22 protein-coding genes and 2 tRNA genes are annotated in these 21,310 nt (G+C 63.3%); 10 read left to right on the top strand and 14 right to left on the bottom strand.

Features of this window, described 5'->3' with window-relative positions; translation table 11 throughout:
* Nucleotides 1-83 precede the first annotated feature (83 nt).
* The 6 genes from WYH_RS06560 to WYH_RS06535 all read left to right on the top strand — a co-directional run bounded on the left by WYH_RS06560 (nucleotide 84) and on the right by WYH_RS06535 (nucleotide 5,475).
* Nucleotides 84-836 (top strand): Bax inhibitor-1/YccA family protein, encoded by a 753-nt coding sequence (locus WYH_RS06560; protein ID WP_046903205.1) that lies wholly within the window; start codon nucleotides 84-86, stop codon nucleotides 834-836.
* 157 nt (nucleotides 837-993) lie between these two features.
* On the top strand, nucleotides 994-1,866 hold the full coding sequence (locus WYH_RS06555) for a hypothetical protein (RefSeq protein ID WP_046903204.1): 873 nt from the start codon (nucleotides 994-996) through the stop codon (nucleotides 1,864-1,866).
* Between the two features lie 116 nt (nucleotides 1,867-1,982).
* Nucleotides 1,983-2,058: transfer RNA gene (locus WYH_RS06550), tRNA-Ala, on the top strand.
* 136 nt (nucleotides 2,059-2,194) lie between these two features.
* Nucleotides 2,195-3,253 carry a GTPase ObgE gene (gene obgE / locus WYH_RS06545; RefSeq protein ID WP_046903203.1) on the top strand — a complete coding sequence of 353 codons (1,059 nt, stop codon included), beginning with the start codon at nucleotides 2,195-2,197 and terminating at the stop codon, nucleotides 3,251-3,253.
* A 183-nt stretch (nucleotides 3,254-3,436) separates the two neighbouring features.
* Nucleotides 3,437-4,570 (top strand): glutamate 5-kinase, encoded by a 1,134-nt coding sequence (proB, locus tag WYH_RS06540; protein ID WP_046903202.1) that lies wholly within the window; start codon nucleotides 3,437-3,439, stop codon nucleotides 4,568-4,570.
* Entirely contained in the window at nucleotides 4,567-5,475 is a 909-nt protein-coding gene (locus WYH_RS06535; RefSeq protein ID WP_046903201.1) for an NAD-dependent epimerase/dehydratase family protein, read from the top strand. Before proB ends, WYH_RS06535 begins: the two co-directional genes overlap by 4 nt.
* A gap of 308 nt (nucleotides 5,476-5,783) precedes the next feature.
* Here the strand turns inward: WYH_RS06535 and WYH_RS06530 are convergent, their stop codons facing one another.
* From WYH_RS06530 to WYH_RS06490, 9 genes are all read right to left on the bottom strand, one after another.
* On the bottom strand, nucleotides 5,784-6,560 hold the full coding sequence (locus WYH_RS06530; RefSeq protein WP_046903200.1) for a phosphoadenylyl-sulfate reductase: 777 nt from the start codon (nucleotides 6,558-6,560) through the stop codon (nucleotides 5,784-5,786).
* Between the two features lie 4 nt (nucleotides 6,561-6,564).
* Nucleotides 6,565-7,020, bottom strand: coding sequence for a DUF934 domain-containing protein (locus tag WYH_RS06525; protein WP_046903199.1), 456 nt, complete (start codon nucleotides 7,018-7,020; stop codon nucleotides 6,565-6,567).
* Nucleotides 7,013-8,647, bottom strand: a complete 1,635-nt coding sequence (locus tag WYH_RS06520; protein WP_046903198.1) for a nitrite/sulfite reductase — start codon at nucleotides 8,645-8,647, stop codon at nucleotides 7,013-7,015. The genes WYH_RS06525 and WYH_RS06520 overlap by 8 nt, the downstream gene beginning before the upstream one ends.
* A complete protein-coding gene (locus tag WYH_RS06515) occupies nucleotides 8,647-8,946 on the bottom strand; it encodes a DUF2849 domain-containing protein (protein WP_046903197.1) in 300 nt (99 codons plus the stop codon). The genes WYH_RS06520 and WYH_RS06515 overlap by 1 nt, the downstream gene beginning before the upstream one ends.
* The gene (cobA, locus tag WYH_RS06510) at nucleotides 8,943-9,701 is read right to left on the bottom strand and encodes a uroporphyrinogen-III C-methyltransferase (RefSeq protein ID WP_046903196.1); all 759 of its coding nucleotides are present in this window, start codon (nucleotides 9,699-9,701) and stop codon (nucleotides 8,943-8,945) included. Before cobA ends, WYH_RS06515 begins: the two co-directional genes overlap by 4 nt.
* A gap of 68 nt (nucleotides 9,702-9,769) precedes the next feature.
* Complete coding sequence (locus WYH_RS06505) at nucleotides 9,770-10,945, bottom strand: mechanosensitive ion channel family protein (protein ID WP_179945436.1); 1,176 nt, start codon at nucleotides 10,943-10,945, stop codon at nucleotides 9,770-9,772.
* The gene (gene metC / locus WYH_RS06500) at nucleotides 10,942-12,192 is read right to left on the bottom strand and encodes a cystathionine beta-lyase (RefSeq protein ID WP_082347879.1); all 1,251 of its coding nucleotides are present in this window, start codon (nucleotides 12,190-12,192) and stop codon (nucleotides 10,942-10,944) included. The genes WYH_RS06505 and metC overlap by 4 nt, the downstream gene beginning before the upstream one ends.
* Nucleotides 12,144-12,989 carry a sulfurtransferase gene (locus WYH_RS06495; RefSeq protein ID WP_046903194.1) on the bottom strand — a complete coding sequence of 282 codons (846 nt, stop codon included), beginning with the start codon at nucleotides 12,987-12,989 and terminating at the stop codon, nucleotides 12,144-12,146. The genes metC and WYH_RS06495 overlap by 49 nt, the downstream gene beginning before the upstream one ends.
* Nucleotides 12,990-13,032: 43 nt before the next feature.
* Nucleotides 13,033-14,184, bottom strand: coding sequence for an LPXTG cell wall anchor domain-containing protein (locus tag WYH_RS06490; RefSeq protein WP_046903193.1), 1,152 nt, complete (start codon nucleotides 14,182-14,184; stop codon nucleotides 13,033-13,035).
* A 101-nt stretch (nucleotides 14,185-14,285) separates the two neighbouring features.
* On the opposite strand from WYH_RS06490, the gene queF reads away from it, so the two are divergent.
* Both queF and pobA read left to right on the top strand, forming a co-directional pair.
* Nucleotides 14,286-14,753, top strand: coding sequence for a preQ(1) synthase (queF, locus tag WYH_RS06485; RefSeq protein ID WP_046903192.1), 468 nt, complete (start codon nucleotides 14,286-14,288; stop codon nucleotides 14,751-14,753).
* Between the two features lie 89 nt (nucleotides 14,754-14,842).
* Complete coding sequence (pobA, locus tag WYH_RS06480) at nucleotides 14,843-16,015, top strand: 4-hydroxybenzoate 3-monooxygenase (RefSeq protein ID WP_046903191.1); 1,173 nt, start codon at nucleotides 14,843-14,845, stop codon at nucleotides 16,013-16,015.
* Between the two features lie 9 nt (nucleotides 16,016-16,024).
* Here pobA and WYH_RS17280 read toward each other — a convergent pair whose 3' ends face one another.
* The 4 genes from WYH_RS17280 to WYH_RS06465 form a co-directional block, all read right to left on the bottom strand.
* Nucleotides 16,025-16,153, bottom strand: a complete 129-nt coding sequence (locus WYH_RS17280; RefSeq protein WP_268908323.1) for a hypothetical protein — start codon at nucleotides 16,151-16,153, stop codon at nucleotides 16,025-16,027.
* Nucleotides 16,154-16,516: 363 nt separating this feature from the next.
* Nucleotides 16,517-16,592 (bottom strand) — tRNA-Thr (locus WYH_RS06475).
* A 20-nt stretch (nucleotides 16,593-16,612) separates the two neighbouring features.
* Nucleotides 16,613-17,497, bottom strand: coding sequence for a hypothetical protein (locus WYH_RS06470; protein ID WP_046903190.1), 885 nt, complete (start codon nucleotides 17,495-17,497; stop codon nucleotides 16,613-16,615).
* Nucleotides 17,490-18,809, bottom strand: a complete 1,320-nt coding sequence (locus WYH_RS06465) for a replication-associated recombination protein A (protein WP_046903189.1) — start codon at nucleotides 18,807-18,809, stop codon at nucleotides 17,490-17,492. Before WYH_RS06465 ends, WYH_RS06470 begins: the two co-directional genes overlap by 8 nt.
* Nucleotides 18,810-18,909: 100 nt before the next feature.
* Here WYH_RS06465 and WYH_RS06460 point away from each other — a divergent pair, with 100 nt between their 5' ends.
* Both WYH_RS06460 and WYH_RS06455 read left to right on the top strand, forming a co-directional pair.
* A complete protein-coding gene (locus WYH_RS06460; protein ID WP_082347878.1) occupies nucleotides 18,910-19,545 on the top strand; it encodes a PadR family transcriptional regulator in 636 nt (211 codons plus the stop codon).
* A gap of 107 nt (nucleotides 19,546-19,652) precedes the next feature.
* Nucleotides 19,653-20,096, top strand: coding sequence for a hypothetical protein (locus WYH_RS06455; protein WP_046903188.1), 444 nt, complete (start codon nucleotides 19,653-19,655; stop codon nucleotides 20,094-20,096).
* Between the two features lie 13 nt (nucleotides 20,097-20,109).
* Here WYH_RS06455 and WYH_RS06450 read toward each other — a convergent pair whose 3' ends face one another.
* Nucleotides 20,110-21,261: a glycosyltransferase family 4 protein gene (locus WYH_RS06450; RefSeq protein WP_046903187.1), complete on the bottom strand. Its 1,152-nt coding sequence runs from the start codon at nucleotides 21,259-21,261 to the stop codon at nucleotides 20,110-20,112.
* Nucleotides 21,262-21,310: the final 49 nt, after the last annotated feature.

The following is a 21,310-nucleotide window of genomic DNA, read 5'->3' as shown; positions in this document are numbered from 1 at the left end:
GCTTGAAAAAACCGGGCTGAAACCCGATATTGCGCGACGAGCGGCCCGGAATGTGAGGCTGCCCAAACGGAGTTTTGAACCAAATGGCTGACTGGAACGACCCGCGTACGACCCGCCAGGGCCTTGGCGAGTCGCAGAGCTTCAGAGGTGCTTCGGTGCCGCGCACCGGCGAAGTATTCGACGCCGGCCTGCGCAAGCACATGCTTTCGATTTACAATTACATGGCGTCGGGCGTCCTGCTGAGCGGCATCATCGCGCTTGGCATGTTCGTGACCGGCACGGCGGAGGCGATGTTCTTCTCGCCGCTGCGCTGGATCGTTGCGCTTGCCCCGCTGGGCATCGTCTTCGCGATGAGCTTCGGCGCCAATCGCTTCGCCACCGGCACTCTCCAGATGATGTTCTGGGGCTTTGCCGTGCTGATGGGTATGTCGCTGTCGACGATTTTCCTCGTCTATACCGGCCCGTCCATCGCAGCGACCTTCTTCGCCACCGCCGGCGCTTTCGCCGGGCTGAGCCTGTTCGGTTACACCACGCAGAAGGACCTGTCCGGCATGGGCAGCTTCCTGATCATGGGCGTGGTCGGCCTTATCATCGCCAGCCTGATCAATATTTTCCTGCAGTCGCCCGCGCTTTACTGGGCGGTCAGCTTCCTGGGCGTGCTTATCTTCGCCGGCCTGACAGCCTATGATACGCAGCGGCTGAAGGATGAGTATCGGGGTGTGCGTGGCACGGAATGGGCCGGCAAGGCCATCGTGCTCGGTGCGCTCAGTCTCTATCTCGACTTCATCAACATGTTCCTGTTCCTGCTGCGCTTCATGGGTGCTGCCCGCGACTGATCGCAAACCGGATTCGGTTCATCGTGCCCGGGACGCTTCATTGCGTTCCGGGCATTTTATTTGTGCGCCCAGCGCGTTAGGGAATGCGCTTCATCGGATGGCAATCGCGGGTATGACAAGATGTCGACCAATTGCCTTCAGGAGGGGTCCGCAATTGATGTTCTGGAACGGTAAAGTCTGGTCAAGGAATGCTGCCGCAGCTTGCGGTCTGGCAATGCTGGCGGCCTGCGCCACGCCTCCGCCACCTCCGCCGCCACCCCCGCCGCCTCCACCCCCGCCGCCGGTTGAAGCGATCCCTTATCGCCCGATCCCGCCGCAGGGCGCGTCCTATTCCATGTTCATTCCGCCTCTCGGCCCCGATGGCACGCGGATCACGGTGAACAGCGGGCTCGATCAGCTGGAAACCTTGTGGCATTTCCGCTCCGGCTGGAATGTCGCCGCGCTGAATTGCCAGGATCCGCAATTCCAGCCGATCGTCGATGCTTACGGCGCCTTCCTGAAAAACCATGCGAAGGAACTGTCCTCGGTAAATGCCGAACTGGACAGGCGGTATCGCAAGGAAACGGGCGGGCGTTCGGCCGGGGTAAAGGCCCGGGAAGAGCATATGACGCAGGTCTATAACTATTTCGCCCTGCCTGCCGCCCGTGGTGATTTCTGCAATGCCGCCCTGGCCGTGGCCAATGATTCCCTCACCACGCCGGGCCTCGATGTGCACGAATTCGCCGCGGCCAGCCTGACGCGATATGAAACCGTGTTCGAAGGCTTTTTCCGCGAATATGAGAAATATCGCACGGAATCCGCGGCTTGGGATGCGAAATATGGCGCGCGTTATGGCGCTTCGCAGCCTGGCTATGTGGCGCTTCACGGCAGTTATGCGCCAAGCGTGGGCGCGGCTTTGGCGGATCAGCCGGACGGGCCGCTGATCGAAGGTGTGCCCGATCCTGAAACGGGTGCGGTGATCCCGGTGACGGATGTGGACGAAAACGAGGTTTCCACGCCCGTTGTCCAGCCTCTGCCGGAAGAAGAATAAGGGGCGCTCGCGGCGGCCTGCCCGCGTGCCGGCCGCCAATTTTGCACTTCCAACCAGGCGGGCTTTTCGCTAACAGGCCCGCTCTTCGCGGGATAGCCCGCCGACGACACTGGAACGGGGCCGTAGCTCAGCTGGGAGAGCGCGTCGTTCGCAATGACGAGGTCAGGGGTTCGATCCCCCTCGGCTCCACCAGTTCTCGTCCCACGATCACGCGGCTGCCTTTTCATCCGGCGCCGTTCTCAAAACCTCCTTGCAGCCGGGCCCATGGCGATGCGGGGCCGGGTAAGCACTGTTAGACAGGCTCCCACAGAACGGGCTAGGAAGCGCCATGCATTTTCTCGATCAGGCAAAGATCTATCTTCGTTCGGGTGCCGGCGGGCCAGGTGCCGTCAGTTTCCGGCGGGAAAAATATATTGAATATGGCGGGCCCGATGGCGGCAATGGCGGCAAGGGCGGGGACATCGTGTTCGTGGCCGTGCCCGGCCTGAACACGCTGATCGATTTCCGTTATTCCCAGCATTTCAAGGCCAAGCGCGGCGATCACGGCATGGGCAAGGACCGCACGGGCAAGGGCGCGCCGGATCTGGTGATCGAAGTGCCCGTTGGCACGCAGGTGCTGGATGAAACGCGCGAACATGTTCTGGCGGACTTTACCGAGGTCGGCCAGCGGGTCGTGCTGCTGGAAGGCGGCATCGGCGGCCGCGGCAATGCCAGCTACAAGACGGCCACCAATCGCGCGCCGCGCCAGCACCAGCCCGGTATGCCGGGCGAGGAAATGTGGGTCTGGCTGCGGTTGAAGCTGCTGGCCGATGTGGGGCTGGTGGGGCTGCCCAATGCGGGCAAATCCACTTTCATCAACCAGGTCACCAACACCAAGGCGAAAGTCGGCGATTACGCCTTCACCACGCTTGTCCCCAAGCTGGGCGTTGTCCGGCACAAGGGCCGTGAATTCGTGCTGGCCGATATTCCCGGCCTGATCGAAGGCGCAGCGGATGGCGCCGGCATTGGCGACCGTTTTCTGGGCCATATTGAACGCTGCCGGGTGCTGATCCACCTGATCGATATTTCCGGGCAGGACCCGGCCGAAGCGATGCAGGTGGTGGAGCGTGAACTGGAAGCCTATGGCGAAGGCCTGGCCGACAAGCCGCGCCTGATCGCGCTCAACAAGATCGATCTGGCCGATGCGGAACTGGCGGATGGCTTCGCGCAGGAACTGAAAGATGCCGGCGCGGCAGAAGTGTTCGCGATTTCCGGTGCGACGGGTGCGGGTATCGAACAATTGCTGGATGCTGTTCTGGCGCATCTGCCTGCGCGGACCAGCACTGAAACGCCCGGCGCCGGGGAAGAGGAAGACGGGGAAGCAGAAGGCGAATGGTCGCCGATCTGATCTTCACCATAGTTTTGCATTCTTCAGGCATAGAACCCGGCAAGACCGGAACCGAACGCCCTACCTGTTCTTTATATCGTCAGCCGGGCGCCAGATCCCGGCCGCATAATTGCGCCCGTTTCATGAACGGGCATCTGCAATCACCCGCTTCTCAACCATCGCTCAAGGAGCTATCCCGCCACCATGTCGATTTCCAAGCTTTCCGACCTTGCCGATCCCGAGATTACGCCGCGTCTGGTCTTCAAGATCGGATCGGCGTTGCTGTTCGGGCGCGGTGGAGTGGCGGACCGGGAATGGCTGGCCGGGCTGGTCTGGGAAATCGCGGATGCGCGCGAACGCGGGCAACAGGTCATCGTGGTCTGTTCCGGCGCAGTCGCCCTGGGCGCGGCCAAGCTGGGTTTTGAAAAAGGCGGACGCGGCAGCCTGGCCGATGCGCAGGCTTCCGCCGCGGTCGGACAGATCGAACTGGCCGGATTGTGGAGCCAGCTGCTCGGCGCGCATGGCATCACGGCTGCCCAGATCCTGCTGACGCTGGACGATCTGGAAGGGCGCCGCCGTTATCTCAACGTCTCCGCGACATTGGGCCGCCTGCTCAAGGCCGGGGCCGTGCCCGTGGTGAACGAGAACGATTCCGTCGCCACGGACGGGATCCGCTTTGGCGATAATGACCGGCTGGCCGCACGCGTGGCGCAGGCGGGCAAGGCCGATGCGATCGTGCTCTTTTCCGATGTGGACGGTTTGTATGACCGCAACCCGGCAGAAGAGGGCGCGCAATTGCTGCGCGTGGTGGAAGGCGTGACCGAAGCGGAACATGCCATGGCCAGCGGCAGTTCCGGTTCCGGCATGGGTTCGGGCGGCATGACCACCAAATTGCGCGCGGTGGAAATTGCGGAGCGGGCGGGTATCTCGCTCACCATCGTCAATGGCACGCATCGCCGCCCCTTCGGCAAGGCGATCGACAGCGATACGGGCACTCTGTTCCTGCCCAAGCGCCGCGATACGGGGCGCAAGGCCTGGCTGGGCGGCCGGATGCGGATGAAGGGCCATCTGGTCGTCGATACGGGCTGTGCCAAGGCGCTGACTTCCGGCAGCAGCTTGCTTGCCAGCGGTATCACCGCGGTGGAGGGTGAATTCACCCGTGGTGATCCTGTGGGCATCAAGGACCAGGATGGCAGGGCGCTGGCCAAGGGGCTGGCCGAATATGATTCGTTTGAAATCCTGCGCATCATGGGCACGCGCAGCGAAGATCAGGCGATGCTGCTCGGCTATTCGCCGCGTTCCGCCGTGGTCCACCGCGATCAGCTGGTGCTGCTCTGATCATCGCACTTACCGGCGGTACCGGCTTTGTCGGCTGTGCCGTGCTGGAAGAGGCGGCGCGACAGGGAATTACCCTGCGCGCATTGACCCGGCGCGATCAGAACCCGCGCGACGGCATCAGCTGGGTGCGCGGCGATTTGCATGACACGGGCGCTCTGGCGGAACTGGTGAAGGGCGCCGATGCGGTGCTGCATATTGCCGGCGTCGTGAACACGCCTGATCCGATGGGCTTCCATGTCGGCAATGTCGAAGGGACGGAGCAGCTGGTCGCGGCGGCTCGTGCCGCAGGCGTTAACCGCTTCGTTTTCGTTTCTTCGCTTTCGGCGCGGGAACCGGGCCTGTCGGTCTATGGCAAGTCAAAGCGGCACGCGGAAGAAGTCGTGCAGACGAGCGGGCTGGACTGGACCATCATTCGCCCACCGGCGATCTATGGGCCGCGCGACAAGGAAATCCTGGAACTGTTCAGGGCTGCGCGCTGGGGCGTGGTGCCCATGCCGCCCGCCGGGCGTGCATCCGTCATCCATGTGCATGATCTGGCGCGTCTGTTGCTGGCTGTTGCTCCGCCGCAACCGGCCGCCGCGCAGCGTATATTCGAAGTTGATGACGGCCGCCCCGGCGGCTGGAGCCATCGCGAGCTGGCCACGGCTATCGGCCGGGCGATGGGCCGCAAGGTGTGGGTGCCCCATCTGCCGAAGGTCTTGCTGCTGGCCGCAGCACGGCTCGACACGCTGTTCCGCAATGGCAGGGCCAAGCTGACCGCCGACCGCGTCGGCTACATGGCACATCCTGACTGGGTTTGCCGGCCGGAACAGGTCCCGCCCGAATCTATCTGGCAGGCGCGGGAAGACACGGAAGCGGGCCTTGCCGCCACTGCCCGCTGGTATCGCCAGCAAGGCTGGCTGTAGGCGCCACCCCGCGGGAAGCGGAGCGCGGGCCATTCCGCATCGGCCGAACCCACAAGCGAATCGCGGCATCACGAATCGGCAAGAAAAAAGCCCGGTCGTTTCCGACCGGGCTTGAAAGTTATGGGAGAGGATGCCTGAAAAGGCATTGCCTCTATGGCGGGCCGGACGGTTGCAGACAAACGCAGTTACTGCATGGGCCGTTGCATAAAATTCAACACCGGGTTTTGATTGAGTGCAATGCGCAACGGCCGCGCGGCGATGAAGCCACGCGGCCGTGAATTTCAGGTTCTGCCGGAACCGGCGAGGGCTCAGAAAGCGGGTTCGTATCCGGGCGGCAGATCGTCTGCGTCACCCTTGTCCCCCGGGGCATGAATGCCGCATTCGGTCTTGTCCCAGCCGCGCCAACGGCCCGCGCGCGGATCTTCGCCCGGCTTGACCTTGCTGGTGCAGGGTTCGCAGCCGACGGAGAGATAGCCCTGCGCTTCCAGCGGGTGACGCGGCAGGTCATGCTGCTGGAAATAGGCTTCCAGATCCTGCTTGGTCCAATCGCCGAGCGGGTTGATCTTGAGCCGCCCGTCCTCGATCTCGAATCGCGGCAGGTTCTGGCGGGTGACGGACTGGAACGCCTTGCGGCCCGAAATCCAGCTGTCGAGACCCTGCTTGGCCCGCTTCAGCGGTTCAACCTTGCGGATTTCGCAGCAGCCATCCGGATCCCACGACCAGCGCAGACCGTTTTCATCCTTCGCCGCCAGGACATCGGCGTCCGGTTCCACGGTGGAGGAATTGGTCAGGCCGAGCTGCCGGGTCAGCCCTTCACGATAGGCCAGCGTCTCTTCAAACATCTTGAGCGTGTCGACGAATATGACCGGCGTATTCGCATCGGCCTGCGCCACCAGATGCAGCAACACGGCGCTTTCCGTGCCGAAGCTGGAAACCACTGCCACGCGGCCCAGCGCCCCTTCGGCGAAGAGTTCAGCCAGCATAGTGCCGGCATCGACGCCTTCGAAACGCTGGTTCAGCGCATCGGCATCGGCCTGGGTGAAGCTGGGATCGGTATCGATCCGGTCAATTGCGCGACTTGCCATGAAATTATCCCGAATGCCTCTTCGCCCAGATCGGGGTCCGGGCATCGACGGTCGCCTGATAGACTTCCGGCCAGCGATCGAACGCCGCCCTGGCGTCCGCTTCATCAAGCGTCGCCTGGGGTGCGAAACTGTCGAAACCGCAGCGGCGCATATGCCCCAGTTGGTCGATCAGCACATCGCCCACGGCACGCAATTCGCCGTCATAGCCGGCTTCGCGCAGCACCCGCGCCGCGGAATATCCGCGCCCGTCGGTGAAGGCGGGGAAATTCACTTCCACCAGCCGGATCCGGTCCAGATGGGGCAGCAATTCGCGCGCATCGTCACCCGGTTCGATCCGCACGGCGGCGGCATTGGACTGATCGAGGAAGGCATCCACCGTCACGGCCGGATGATCGACCGCTTCATCATCGCGGAAACGAAACTGGATATCGTCCAAGCTGGACCCGAGATTATCAGCCATACAGCGCCTCCTTGAACGGCTCCATGCCCACGCGGCGATAGGTATCGAGGAAGCGCTCGCCTTCCTGTTTTTCGCGCAGATAGACATCCGCGGCCGTTTCCACCGCCTGAACGATGCCATCTTCGTCGAAACCCGGCCCGGTGATCTTGCCCAGCGACGTGTCATCGCCTTCGCATCCGCCGAGCAGGAGCTGGTAGTTCTCCTTGCCCTTCCGGTCCACGCCCAGAATGCCGATATGCCCGGCATGATGGTGGCCGCAGGCATTGATGCAGCCGCTGATCTTCAACTTCAATTCGCCCAGTGCGCCGGATTTTCCGCTTTCCGCAAAGCGGCGGGAAATCTTCTGCGCCACCGGGATCGAACGGGCGTTGGCCAGGCTGCAATAATCAAGGCCGGGGCAGGCGATGATATCTTCGATCGTATCCAGATTGGGGCTGGCCAGCCCGTGCTCCGCCAGTTGCTGCCACAGGGCCGGCAGATCCGCCTTCTTCACATGCGGCAGGACGATGTTCTGCGCATGGGTCACACGGCATTCGTCGAAGCTGTAATCCTTCGCCAGCTGGGCCATCACATGCATCTGTTCGGCCGTGGCATCGCCCGGAATGCCGCCGACCGGCTTGAGGCTGATCGTGGCGGAGACATAGCCCCTCTGCTTGTGGGCATGGGTGTTGTTTTCCACCCAGGCGGCAAAGGCCGGATCGGACAGGTCGAGATCGTCCGAAGCATCGGCATCGAAGGCAGGATCCTGGAAATAGGTCTTGATCCGTTCCAGTTCCGCCAGGGGCGGTTCGATCCCCTGGTTCAACAGATGCTGGAATTCCTCTTCCACCTGCCGGGCATATTCATCCTTGCCCAGTTCATGGACGAGGATCTTGATCCGCGCCTTGTACTTGTTGTCGCGCCGGCCATAGCGATTGTACACGCGCAGGCAGGCTTCCGAATAAGTGATGAGCTGGTCCAGCGGGACGAAATCGCGGATCAGCGGGGCAATCATCGGGGTGCGGCCCATGCCGCCGCCCACATAAAAGGCGCAGCCGATCTCGCCCGCGTCATTGCGGACCATGCGGATGCCGATATCGTGCAGCTTCATGGCCGCGCGGTCCGTGTCGCTGGCGATCACGCAGATCTTGAACTTGCGCGGCAGGGCCAGGAATTCCGGGTGGAAACTGGACCATTGGCGCAGCAATTCCGCATAGGGGCGCGGATCGATCAGTTCGTCCGCCGCGGCGCCGGCATAATGATCCGAAGAGATATTGCGGATGCAATTGCCGCTGGTCTGGATGGCGTGCATTTCCACCTTGGCCAGATCGGCCAGGATGTCGGGCGCATCTTCCAGCTTGATCCAGTTATACTGGATGTTCTGCCGCGTGGTGAAATGGCCATATCCGCGGTCATATTTATCCGCGATGTCGGCCAGCGCATGCATCTGCGCGGAACTGAGAGTGCCATAGGGCACGGCAACGCGCAGCATATAGGCATGGAGCTGGAGATAGAGCCCGTTCTGCAGCCGCAGCGGCTTGAACTGGTCTTCGGTCAGCTTGCCGTTCAGGCGGCGATTGGTCTGGTCGCGGAATTCCTCCACGCGGGTATCGACCATCGCCTGGTCATATTGGTCATAGCGGTACATCAGATCACCCAGTTTCCAGCCTCGGGATCGGCCGGCTTGAGAGTAAGGTCAGGGCGCACGGTCGGGCCGAGCGCGCGAATACGGTCCTTGATATGGGCGGGGCGGACCTTGCCGTCTGCATCGATCGTGCCGTCGATCGCATAGGGCGAATTGACCCGGCGCGCGGCTTCTTCCCGCGCGGCGATGGCTGCGGCTTCTTCGCCCGCATCCACTGCATCCTCGACATGCAGCGACCAGCTGGAGCCATCCCACCAGGTGACCGCGCCGGTCTTCAAATCGTTACCCGTCAATATCTTCACGAAGAAACCTCCTGCGCGACGTGAACCAGCGCGGCATTGCCTGCCCCGGTCACTTCGCCGATTACGATCAGTGCCGGGCTTTGCACCCGTTCCGCTTCTACAAGATCCGGCAGTCCCGCCAGCACGCCGCGCAGCACGCGCATTTGCGGGCGGGCCGCATTTTCGATCACTGCCACCGGCATGGCGGGGGACAGGCCGTCTTCCATCAGCTTTTCAGCGATCTGCGGCGCGGTTTTCACGCCCATATAGATCACCAGCGTGCGGCCCTTGCCGGCAAGCCCGGCCCAGTTCTGTTCGGACAGGCCCTTGCACTGGCCGGCGACGAAGCTGACGATGCTGGCATGATCGCGGTGCGTCAGCGGAATCTGCGCCGCGGCGGCCGCGCCATTGGCGGCGCTGATGCCGGGCACGATTTCCACCGGAACACCCGCCGCGCGGCAGGCCTCCGCTTCTTCCCCGCCGCGCCCGAAAACGAAGGGATCGCCGCCCTTCAGGCGGACAACATCGTTTCCGGCCAGTGCTTCGCGCACCAGCAATTCGCAGATCTGGTCCTGCGGCAAAGTGTGCTTGGAACGGCGCTTGGCAACCGAAATCAGGCGGGCATTGGCGGGGGCGAGATCGAGCAGGGACGGATCGATCAACCCGTCATGCACCACGATCCCGGCATTCTGAAGCAGCCGCGCCGCGCGCAGGGTCAGCAGGTCCGGATCACCCGGGCCTGCGCCAACCAGATAGACTGTGCCGATATTTGTCATGGCGGCGATGTGCGCCCTGCGAACCGATCCCGCCAGCGAGAATGGGTATGGCCGCGCCTAGATCAGCTTTAGGCGCCAATATCGGGCTTGGTATCGGGCCTGGTATCTTGCCGGATATTCCGTTCTTCCACGCGCTGGGAAATGGCGGCGACCAATTGCTGGAACTGGGCGTTGTCGCGGAAATTCAGATCGCGTTGCGGGAAGGGAATCTCGATATTGTTTTCCTGGAACAGGTCCCACAGCTTTTTCAGCACTTCGGACCTGACATTGCCCACGCCCTGTTCGGGATCGGTAATCCAGCAATGTATGACGAAATCGACAGAACTGTTGCCATATCCGTCCAGCCAGCAGGTCGGGGGCGGACTGTTGAGCACGCGGGGGCAGCTTTTCGCCGCTTCCAGCATCAGTTCTTCAGCCTTCCTGATATCGCAATGATAGGACACGCCAACCGGGATCTGCATCCGCACCTGACGGCTGGAATAGGACCAGTTCTCCACCTGGTTGACCATCAGGTTTTCGTTCGGAATCAGATATTCACGCTGGTCCCGCGTGGTGATGGAAACGGCCCGCAAGCCAATGCGGCGGATCTGGCCGAATGTGGAATTCCCCGCCTGGTCGGCAATGGCGATGACATCGCCGGGCTTGATGGACCTGTCCATCAACAGGATGATCCCGGCGATCAGATTGCCGAAGGTTTTCTGCAGGCCGAAACCGATGGCAAGGCCGAAGGCGCCGGAAAATACCGCCAGCGCGGTAAGATCGATGCCCAGCACGTCGATGCCGATAAACAGGGCAAGCGCCCAGACCGCGATGGAAAGCAGCTTTTCCCCCAGCAATTGCTGGGCCGGGTCGAGCCGGGTGAACCGCTTGAACGTGGCATGGGCGAGCCTGGTGCCGAGCCGGGCAAGCACGAACACCGCCGCCAGCACGACCAGCACGACCAGGACGGACCAGACCGAAAAGCGCGTGTCGCCGACGGTGAAGCCCCAGGAATCGAGCTGTTCGATCAGGCTGCCCACAGTCATGCTGTGCTGGGTTACGGCTTCCTTCAGCGCATCGGCACCGGCAACCGGATCCGTGTCTGCGGGGGTCGGCGTGGCGGCTGCTGTTGCCCCTGCGTCAGGCGGTGTGGCCTGCATGTAGCCGGGGATCATTTCCGGGGCCGGAACCGTATCCGCGCCCGCCGTGGGCGAAGCTTCGGGTGGCGGCGTCGCGCTGATCTGTTCCGTCGCTGATGTCGTCATGCACGCTCCATTGCGGCGAAACCCTGTTCAAGATCGTGCAACAGATCGTCCCTGTCTTCCAGCCCTATGGCAAGACGGACGCCGAAACGGTCATCCCGGTCCCAGCCTTCCGGTGGCCAGGACGTGGCACTGCGGGCGCGGGAAGGCTCGAACGGGATGGCCAGGCTTTCAAAGCCGCCCCAGCTGAAGCCGATGCCGAACATTTCCAGCCCGTCGATCAGGCGGGAAACCGCATCGGGCCGCCGCCCTTTCAGGACGAAGCTCAACAGGCCGCAGCCGCCGGTGAAGTCACGCTTCCACAAATCGTGGCCGGGCGATCCCGGCAGCATGGGGCACAGGACATGGGCAACTTCGGGCCGGTCCCGCAGCCATTCGGCAATGGCCAGCGCAGTCTCGCTCGACCGCGCGAGCCGCAGCGGCATGGTCCGCAATCCGCGCAGGGCCAGCGCGGCGTCATCAGGCGAAACCACTTGCCCCAGCAGCTGCGCCCGCTGGCGCAGGCGGGTGTAGATTTCTTCGTCCTTTGCGGCGACGGAACCCATCATCAGGTCCGAATGGCCGCCGACATGTTTTGTCAGCGCCATAATCGAAATGTCGCAGCCGCGTTCGAAAGCCGGAAAGCCGAGCGGACCGGCCCAGGTATTGTCGATCAGGCTGAGCGCCCCCTTTTTCCGCGCAATGGCGGCGAGCGCGGGCACATCGCAGATTTCCATGGTCAGGCTGCCGGGGCTTTCCAGCAATACGGCACGTGTCCTGTCGCAGAAGGCATGGGGGAAGGCATCGAGATCGCGCGGATCGAAATAGCGGGTTTCGATGCCGAAGGGCTTCAGCAGCATTTCCGCCATGTTGCGGCTGGGTTCATAGGCATTATCGGTAATCAGCAGGACATCGCCCGCATCGAGAATGCCCATCAGCGCCCCGGCGATCGCCGCCACGCCGCTGGGGTAAAGCAGAGTGCCGAAGGCGCCCGGTTCCAGCTGTGTCAACGCATCGCACAGTGCCCATTGCGTGGGCGATCCGCGGCGGCCGTAATAGAAATTGCCATCCACATTCGGGCGGCCCTTGGCCAGCGCGGCAGTGTCTTCATAAAGGTGAGTGCTGGCGCGCCAGACGGGCGGGTTGACCACCGGGCCAGTCCATTCCTTTTTCCTGCCAGCTTCAACCGCTTGCGTGCCCGGGCCGCTGGCTTTTCTGCCGCTCAACTGGATGCTCCCTTTGCTTTCGGGGTTTCCGGATCGGCGCCCCATTCGGTCCAGCTTCCGTCATAAAGCGCGGTGTCCCGCTTGCCGATCAGTTCCATGGCGAAGAGCAGCACCGCCGCGGTGACGCCGCCGCCGCAAGTCGTCACCACCGGCCGATCCAGATCGATCCCGGCATCGGCAAAGGCGGCGCGAATGCCCGCTTCATCCTTGAAGGTGCCATCCTTGTTCAGGACCATGCCAAACGGCAGGTTGGCGGACCCGGGGATATGCCCTTCGGCCACTCCCGGCCGGAAATCGGGTGCTTCCCCGCGGAAGCGCGCGCTGCCCCTGGCATCGACCAATTGTTCCGCCCTGCTATCCAGATTGGCCAGAATATCGGCCTTGCTGCGCACGTCCCCCGGTCCGCCGGACGGTGTGAAGCTGCCGGTTCGCGGTGCATCGGTGCCGCTTTCCAGCGGTCGCCCTTCAGCGCGCCATTTGCCCAATCCGCCGTCAAGGATCGCCACATGTTTCGCGCCGTTCATCCGGGCTGTGAACCACGCCCGGGCAGAGGTTTTCACATCGCTATCGTCATAGATGAAGATACGATCCGTTTCAGAAATGCCCAGTTCCCCCATGCGCGCCGCGAACTGGGCAGGGGTGGGCAGGGCATAGGGGACGGGGCTGTCCGGATCCTTGAGGTTCGGCAGGTCCAGATAGAGCGCGCCCGGAATATGGGCGGTGCGATATTCTGCCGCCGGATCGCGGCCCGCATCGGGCAGATGCGATGAAGCATCGAGGATTACGAGATCGGGCGCGCCGAGCTGATCGGCAAGCCATTGCGTCGAAACGAGCATATCCATGGCGAAGGGGTAGCCCGCCACGGCATGCCAGTAAATGCGCCGATCAGGCGAAAGCGCGCAGGGCCAGTTCCGGATAGACGCGCGGCCCCAGGTCGAGCCGGAAGGGCAGCAGCCCGGCCTGTGCCCGCTTCGGCGGCAGGCCCACGACATAGGTCTGGCAGAATGGGGGCACATCCTTCGCCAGCACCCGGAACCGGGCGAGCGGCACCAGCAGGGAAGATGCACCCTGCCGGATCGGCACGATATCGGCCTTGGGTAGGCGGCATTCGCCCACCAATATGCGGCGTTCACCCGGTTCCAGCTGGCCGATCCGTTCCACCACGGGCGCATTTTCTGCGGGGCCCGCAAGCTGTTGTTCCCGTGGTTGCGAAGCATGGGCGGCGATCATGTCCGCCGTGATGGCGATGTCTGTCAGAGGGGCGCCCCCGCGATTGGCGAGGAGGAGGCGATAGGACAGCGTCGCATTCATCAGCGACAGGCTGAGTCGCACGGGTTCGAGCCCGACCTGCAGGCCCGGTGGCACACCCGGTGCCGCTGGGGGCGCAGGCGATGGGGACGCAGGCGGCTGGGGAGCGGCGGATGCCGGCATTGGCGCCGCCGGCCGGGGCGGTTGCACGGCCGGTCTTTCGATCGGCGTGGCCCTTTTTCGGCGCCAGAGGAAAACGGCCAGGGCGGCCGCAAGGGCCAGTCCTGCGGCCAACAGGAACGGCAGCCAATTATTCGCGGCAGGGAGCGGGGATGGCGCGCTTGCAGGATCGGCAGGTTCGGGAATTGGCGTTGTTATCGGCTGGGAGGTGGCGCCTGGTTGCGGCGTGGTTTCCGCTGCTCCTTCCGGCTCTGCCGTTGCTGCGGGGGAGGGCGCTGCTGCATCTTGCCCCTGCACGGCTTGCGGTTCGGCCATCCGGTGCGGGGCAGGCCGCGGCGCCGGTTCCACCGATATCGCGGTTTCGGGAAGGATGATCGGCTGCGGCAAGACCGGGGCCAGCGCGGGCGCCGGTTCCGCTTCCGCTTCCTGGCGGGAGCCCGGCTCCGTCACAGGCGAGGGTGCGGGTATATCCTGGTCCACCGGTCCTTGCGGGGTGGGAGTCGCGGTTGAATCGCCCGGCAGGCGGAACTCGCTGAGCGGAGTGCCCGCCGCAGCGGCTGGCTGGGCGACGATCAGGGCGGCAAGATATATCAGGGCGATGGCGCGCATAGGTGATGGCGGATTTTGCCCGCTGCGCTGAACCCTGTCTGAATCGCCCGCCGTAATGCGCTCCCTTGTGCAGCGCGCGCGATCGCGGCATTGACCGTTGCATGAGCAACCATTCCGAAACCGGCAGCCCGCGCCATCTTGGCCAGCAGAGCGCGCTGCCCGAATCCCCCGAATCCGCAGAACTTGATTACGTGCCCAATCCGCGCGCCGGATCGCTCTATTGCATCCGTTTCGCCGCGCCGGAATTCACATCATTATGCCCGGTCACCGGCCAGCCCGATTTCGCCCATCTGGTGATCGATTATGCGCCGGAACGGACAATCGTCGAATCCAAGAGCCTGAAACTGTTCCTCGGCTCTTTCCGCAATCATTGCGGTTTTCACGAGGATGTGACCGTGGGCATCGGGCAGCGTCTGTTCAATGAAATGGAACCGCGCTGGCTGCGGATCGGCGGCTATTGGTATCCGCGCGGCGGCATACCGATTGACGTTTTCTGGCAGAGCGGCACGCCGCCCGAAGGGCTGTGGCTGCCGGATCAGGGCGTGGCTCCCTATCGCGGGCGGGGCTGAATAGCAGCTTCTATCCGTAAAAATGCTTTTCAGGTCCGCTGGCAGGAGATAAGTTGCATAAACGAACCTAATTCCAGAGGTAGAGGATCATGAAAACACAGGTGTGCATCATCGGCGCTGGCCCGGCCGGGCTGTTGCTGGGCCATTTGCTCCGCGCGGAAGGCGTGGATTGCATAGTCCTCGAAAGGCGATCACCCGAATATGTGCTTGGCCGCATTCGGGCCGGCGTGCTCGAAAAGGTGACCGTTTCGCTGATGGAACGGCTGGGGCTGGATGGCCGGTTGCAGGCCGAAGGCCTGCCGCATGACGGCTTCAATCTCGCCGATGGCGAACGGCTGATCCGGATCGACATCGCCGAATTGACCGGCGGCAAGCAGGTGGTGGTCTATGGCCAGACCGAACTGACCCGCGATCTGATGGATGCGAGCGAGGAACGCGGGCTGGAAGTCGTGTATGGGGTGGACGATGTGACCCTGCACGATGTGGAAGGCGATGCGCCCTATGTCACCTATGTGAAGGATGGGGCGCAGCAGCGCGTCGATTGCCGCTTCATCGCCGGTTGCGACGGGTTTCACGGGCCCAGCCGCAAGGCCGTGCCGGCATCGGTGGGGCAGGAATATGAACGGGAATATCCCTTCGGCTGGCTCGGCATCCTGGCCGATGTGCCGCCCTGCAACCACGAACTGATCTATGCCAACCACCAGCGCGGATTCGCATTGGCATCCATGCGCAGCCACACGCGCAGCCGATATTATATCGACGTGCCGCTGACGGAAAAGCTGGAGGATTGGCCGGACGATCGCATCTGGGACGAATTGGCGATTCGCCTCGGCCCGGAAGCGGCGGCCAACATCACCCGTGGCCCTTCCATCGAAAAGTCGATTGCGCCGTTACGGTCCTTCGTCTTCGCGCCGATGCGGCATGGCAGCCTGCTGCTATGCGGTGATTCTGCCCATATCGTGCCGCCGACCGGGGCAAAGGGCCTGAACCTTGCCGCCAGCGATGTGCATTACGCGGCAGAGGCGTTGATCGGCTTCTTCAAACAGAACGATAATGATGCGGTTGCGCTCTATTCGGACAAGGCATTGTCGCGCGTCTGGAAATCGGAACGCTTCAGCTGGTCGCTGACCAAGCTCATGCATCGTTTCCCGGAAGACGGGCCGTTTGAACGCGCCATGCAGGTGGCGGAGCTGGACTATATCGCCTCAAGCAGGGCGGCCCAGACGAGCATTGCCGAAAACTATGTCGGCCTGCCTGTCTGAGCCCTGGGGTCAGATCTCTTCGTTCACTTCTTCGGAAGCCGATTGCAGATCTTCACCTGCGCCGGACACGGTGTTGCAGGCCGAAGCTGCGAGAGCGAGCGCGCCGGTGGCGAATGCGAAAATGATCTTGCGGGCCATATGATGAACCTCCTGTAGGGCTATGCCTTGACAAGAAGCAGGCTGGCGGCGGGTTCCCCGGAACCGGGCGAGAGGCCGCCAGCCGTGTTTTGCGGACGATGACTTGCGAGAGGCGAGGGCGCCCGGTGCGAATCTGCGCATAATAACCAATCCCCCGAACCCGAGAGGGTGCGCAAGGCCGATCGGCCGCCCGAGCGCAAGCGAGGAAAGCCAAGGGCGCGGATGCGGCCGCCCGGCGTTTGAGGGGCAATAACCGATTCCCCGAACCCGAGAGGGTTCGCAAGGCCGACCGGCCGCCCGAGCGTATGCGAGGAAAGCCAAGGGCCCGGATGGGCCCGCCCGGCGTTTGAGGGGCAAACTAAATGGTGCCGGCTACAGGATTCGAACCCGTGGCCCCCTGATTACAAATCAGGTGCTCTACCAACTGAGCTAAGCCGGCACGTCATTTGCGCCTTTGCTTCATGCGACGCCGAAGGTCCAGCCCTCGGTTTGGGCAATTTTATCAGTCAGCGCTTTTGGTGACCATAATTCCTTGCGCCCGGCATTGGCGCGCAGCCATGCGGCGGTGATCAGGGCATCGGCGCTGTGATCGTCGATCGGCCCGTAATTATCCACGGCGGGGCTGCCCAAGGCCTGCAAGGCGGCCGCCAGTTCTGCATGGTCGCGGATCTTGCTTTTGCGCGCGGTGCGGTTCGCGGCGATGGCGGCGATTGTCGTATAGATTTCGACCAGCACGGATCCGGTTTCCGGCAAATCATCCACCGGCCATACGGGCAAATATCCGCGCAAGGCGTGAAGCACGCGCATCCCGGTAAGGCTGGACTTGCCGACCTGCGCCGCACCGACAAGGTTGAAATTGCTGTAGGGCGTGCAGCCCTGCTGCGCCTGCATCAATTCAGCCACGCGGAAACGGCCACGGCCATGGCTGGCCCGGTCGCAGCGGAAAGCCGCACCTTCGCGGCCCTTGTCGCGGCGGAAATAACGGCTCGCTTCATCGTGATCGACAAAACTCTGCGCCGAAAGATGCGGATCCCCGGCACAAATCCGTTCCACCAGTGCCCAGAGGGAAGGCGCATCTTCGGGGCTTGCCTGCCAGCCGGGGAAGAACGCCCCGCAATCGGCGAAGGGCAGGGAAATACCCAGATCCAGACCGACCAGCGTATCTTCCGGCAAATTGTCGCGCAGCAGGCCCAGCACTGCTGCGCGGGACCAGCCGCCGGGATTTCCGATCAGGCGCGGCGGCGCGCCATCCAGCGCGGCCATTGCCAGTGCGATGCCTTTCTGCCGTTCGCCGCGTGCGCCCGACCAGTCAATGGCCAGGAAATGCCGGAAACGGTCAGCCATTCCGCTCCGCACGCAGGCGGTTCCAATAGGCGATTCGTTCTTTCACCTGTCGTTCGAAACCGCGTTCCACCGGCGCATAATAGGTTTGCGGGCCCATTTCCGCGGGCCAGTAATCGGCGCCGGAAAAGCCTTCTTCCGCGTCATGGTCATAAGCGTAGTTCTTGCCGTATCCGATATCCTTCATCAGCTTGGTCGGGGCGTTGAGGATATTCTGCGGGGGCATCAGGCTGCCCGTTTCCTTCGCACTGCGCCAGGCGGCCTTCTGCGCCTTGTAGGCTGCGTTGGATTTCGGGGCGGTCGCGCAATAGAGGCAGGCCTGCACGATGGCCAGTTCACCCTCTGGCGAGCCGAGGAACTGATAGGCTTCCTTGGCCGCGATGCACTGGGTCAGCGCCTGCGGATCGGCAAGGCCGATATCTTCGCAGGCGAAACGGGTGATGCGCCGCAGGACATAGAGCGGTTCCTCCCCGGCCGTGATCATCCGCGCGAGATAATAGAGCGAGGCTTGCGGATCGGATCCGCGCATCGCCTTGTGCAGCGCGGAAATGAGATTGTAATGCCCTTCGCGGTCCTTGTCATAAACGGCGACGCGGCGCTGCAGGAACTGGCCCAGCCGCGCGGGGTCCAGCTTTTCGGTCAGCCCGGCGGAATAGAGCGTTTCCGCCTGGTTGAGCAGGAACCGCCCGTCGCCATCGGCACTGGCGATCAGCGCCTCGCGCGCGGCGGGGGTGAGGGGCAGGGGGCCTTCCAGTTCTTCTGCCCGGTCGAGCAATTTTCCCAGGGCCGCAGCGTCGAGCCGGTGCAGGATCAGAACCTGCGCCCGGCTGAGCAGTGCCGCGTTGAGTTCGAAGCTGGGATTTTCGGTCGTGGCGCCAACCAGGGTCACGGTTCCGCGTTCCACATAGGGCAGGAAACCATCCTGTTGCGCCCGGTTGAAGCGGTGGATCTCGTCCACGAAAAGGAGGGTGCGCTGTCCGGCGGATTTTGCCTTTTCCGCTTCGGCAAAGGCTTTCTTCAGGTCTGCGACGCCGGAAAAGACCGCGCTTACCGCGACATAGCGCATACCCACCGCAGCCGCGAGCAGGCGGGCAATGCTGGTCTTGCCGGTTCCCGGCGGGCCCCAGAGCACCATGCTGGAAAGGCGCCCGGCGCCGACCATGCGGCCGATCGCGCCTTCCGGCCCGGTCAGATGTTCCTGCCCGATCACGTCTTCCAGCGATTGCGGGCGCAGCCGGTCGGCCAGCGGCGCATCGGCGGCGGGCTCCTGCTCGGTGGGCGTGTCGGGGATTTCGTCTGCGAATAAGTCGGCCATGTCCTGCGAGAGATAGGGGCTTGCGCGAATTGCTGCGACCCCTCTTGTAAACAGACCATTCTACGATATATCGTAATGCGTCTTATAAAGGATTTGAGATATGAGAAATGGATGCAACACCCGCCATCACCGGCGCGGATGGAAGAAGGATGGGCCGGATTTCGCCGCCCTGTTCGGACCGGAAGGTCCGTTTGGAGAAGAAGGCCCTTTCGGCCGGGGTGGCCCCTTCGGCGGGCGCGGTGGCCGCGGGGGCGGGCGCTTCGGCGGCGGCCGCGGCAGGCGGCGCATGTTCGACCGGGGCGAATTGCGGCTGGTCCTGCTCAAGCTGCTGGCTGACGAACCGCGCCACGGCTATGATCTGATCAAGGCAATAGAGGATCTGACCGGGGGAGAATATGCGCCAAGCCCCGGGGTGATCTATCCCACGATGCAGATGATGCTGGATGAAGGGATGATCGCGGAAATCCCCAATGAAAGCTCGCGCAAGGTCTTTTCCGTCACCGAAGCCGGGCAGGCGGAACTGGCCGAGCAGCAGGAACTGGCCGCAAAGCTGATCGACCGGCTGGCGAAGCTGGGCGAGGAACGCCGTTCCTCTCCGCACCGCCAGATCCAGCGCGCGATGGAAAACCTGCACAATGCCTTGCGCAACCGGCGCGATGACGGGCTGGACGCGGAAACGGTCGAACGGATCGTGGATGTGATCGACGAGGCCGCGCGCAAGGTGGAACGGCTTTAAAAAATACGCGCCCGGCCGCCGGGGAAACACGCTGGCGGTTGGGGGTATTTGATGTATCCTCCCCTCCGCCAGGACCGGAAATTGGCCTGGCGGACGGAGGCTTGGCTATGCGATCGGGCAACAGGGCCGCGGCGCCCTGGCATCTCTGGGTTGTCGGGATCGGATCGCTGCTGTGGAATGCGGTTGGCGCGGTGGATTATACGCTGACCCGGCTGCGCAACATGCCTTATCTGGAAAGCACGGGGATGGGGCCGGAAGAAATGGCCTATCTCGATTCCTTCCCGGCATGGGCGGATGCGGCCTGGGCTGTGGGTGTGTGGGCCTGCGTGGCCGGTTCCGTGCTCCTGCTGTTGCGCAGCAAATATGCCTTTCCGGCCTTTGTCGTCTCTTTGCTGGGGATCGCGGCGCTCACCCTCTTCCGGGCGGCTTCGCCCGCGCCGGAAATCTTCTCGAATTCGGGGGCGCTGCTGTTTTCGATAGTCCTGTGGGTGCTGACTTGCAGTTTCGCCCTTTATGCCCGGTTGATGACCCGCAAGGGCATCCTGCGCTGAGGGGATTTGGCGGTCAGGCTGACTGCCGCGCCTCGATCAGGCGCATATAGGCCTTCGCTACTTCGCTGTTGATCGCGTCCCAGCTGAAATCGAGGCTGCGTTTTTCCCCGGCCGCGCCATGCACCGCGCGCAAGGCAGGGTCCGCCACATAGGCGGCAATGGCATCTGCAAAGCCGGATATCTGCCCCGGTTCGACCAGCACGCCGGTCTTGCCGTGGCTGACCAGGCTGGTGCTGCCAGTGGCGCGGGCGGCCACTACGGGCACACCGCAGGCCATGGCTTCAAGCGTGACATTGCCGAATGTTTCCGTGACGGAGGGATTCAGCAGCACATCCATGCTGGCCACGGCGCGGCCCAGATCCGCACCCCGCTGGAACCCGACAAAGGCGGCGCCGGGCAGCCGTTCCGCGAACCAGTCATGCGCGGGGCCTTCACCGATCACCAGCACCTTGTGCTTCACATCGCGATCGCGAAGTTCGGCGATGGTGGCCGAAAAAACGTCCAGCCCTTTTTCCATTACCAACCGGCCGAGAAAACCGATCGCCAGTTCATCATCCGCGATGCCGTGGCTGCGGCGCCATTGCGTATCGCGCCGGCCGGGATTGAAGATTTCCCGGTCCACGCCGCGTTCCCAAAGCGAGATGTCATCGCTCATCCCCTGTTCGCGCAGCACTTCCACCATGCTTTGCGAAGGCGCCACCAGCGCATCGCACCGATTGTAGAATCGCCGCAGGATGGCTTCCGCCACCGGCTCCAGGAAAGCCATGTTGTAATAACGGGGATAGGTTTCGAACCGGGTGTGGACCGATGCCAGCACCGGCAGCCCCCTTTCGCGCGCCCAGGTTACCGCGCGATGGCCCGCAATATCGGGGGAGGCGACATGCATGACATTGGGCCGGAACCGTTCAAGATCGCGCTTCACCTCGGCGGAGAGGGCCAGCGGCATGCGATATTCGCCGCGACCGGGAATGGGCAGATTGGGCAGCCCCACCAGTTCCCCGGCAGGTTCGAAAGCGGGGCTTTCAACCTTCGGGGAATATACGCGCACGGAAGCGCCCTGCCGCAACAGGTAATCCACCAGACGATTGAGCGCCTGGTTCGCACCGTCGCGTACATAATTATAGTTGCCGCTGAACAGGGCCACGCGGAGATCGGCGATGTCCATCGGCGGTCCTTAGGCGAAGCTTACGGCCATGGCGAGAGCTTGCAGCATC

The sequence above is a fragment of the Croceibacterium atlanticum genome, assembly GCF_001008165.2.
In the GTDB taxonomy this organism is placed as follows: domain Bacteria; phylum Pseudomonadota; class Alphaproteobacteria; order Sphingomonadales; family Sphingomonadaceae; genus Croceibacterium_C; species Croceibacterium_C atlanticum.
The sequence above is the reverse complement of the archived record's forward strand: the minus strand, read 5'-3'. Positions and strand labels throughout refer to the sequence as shown.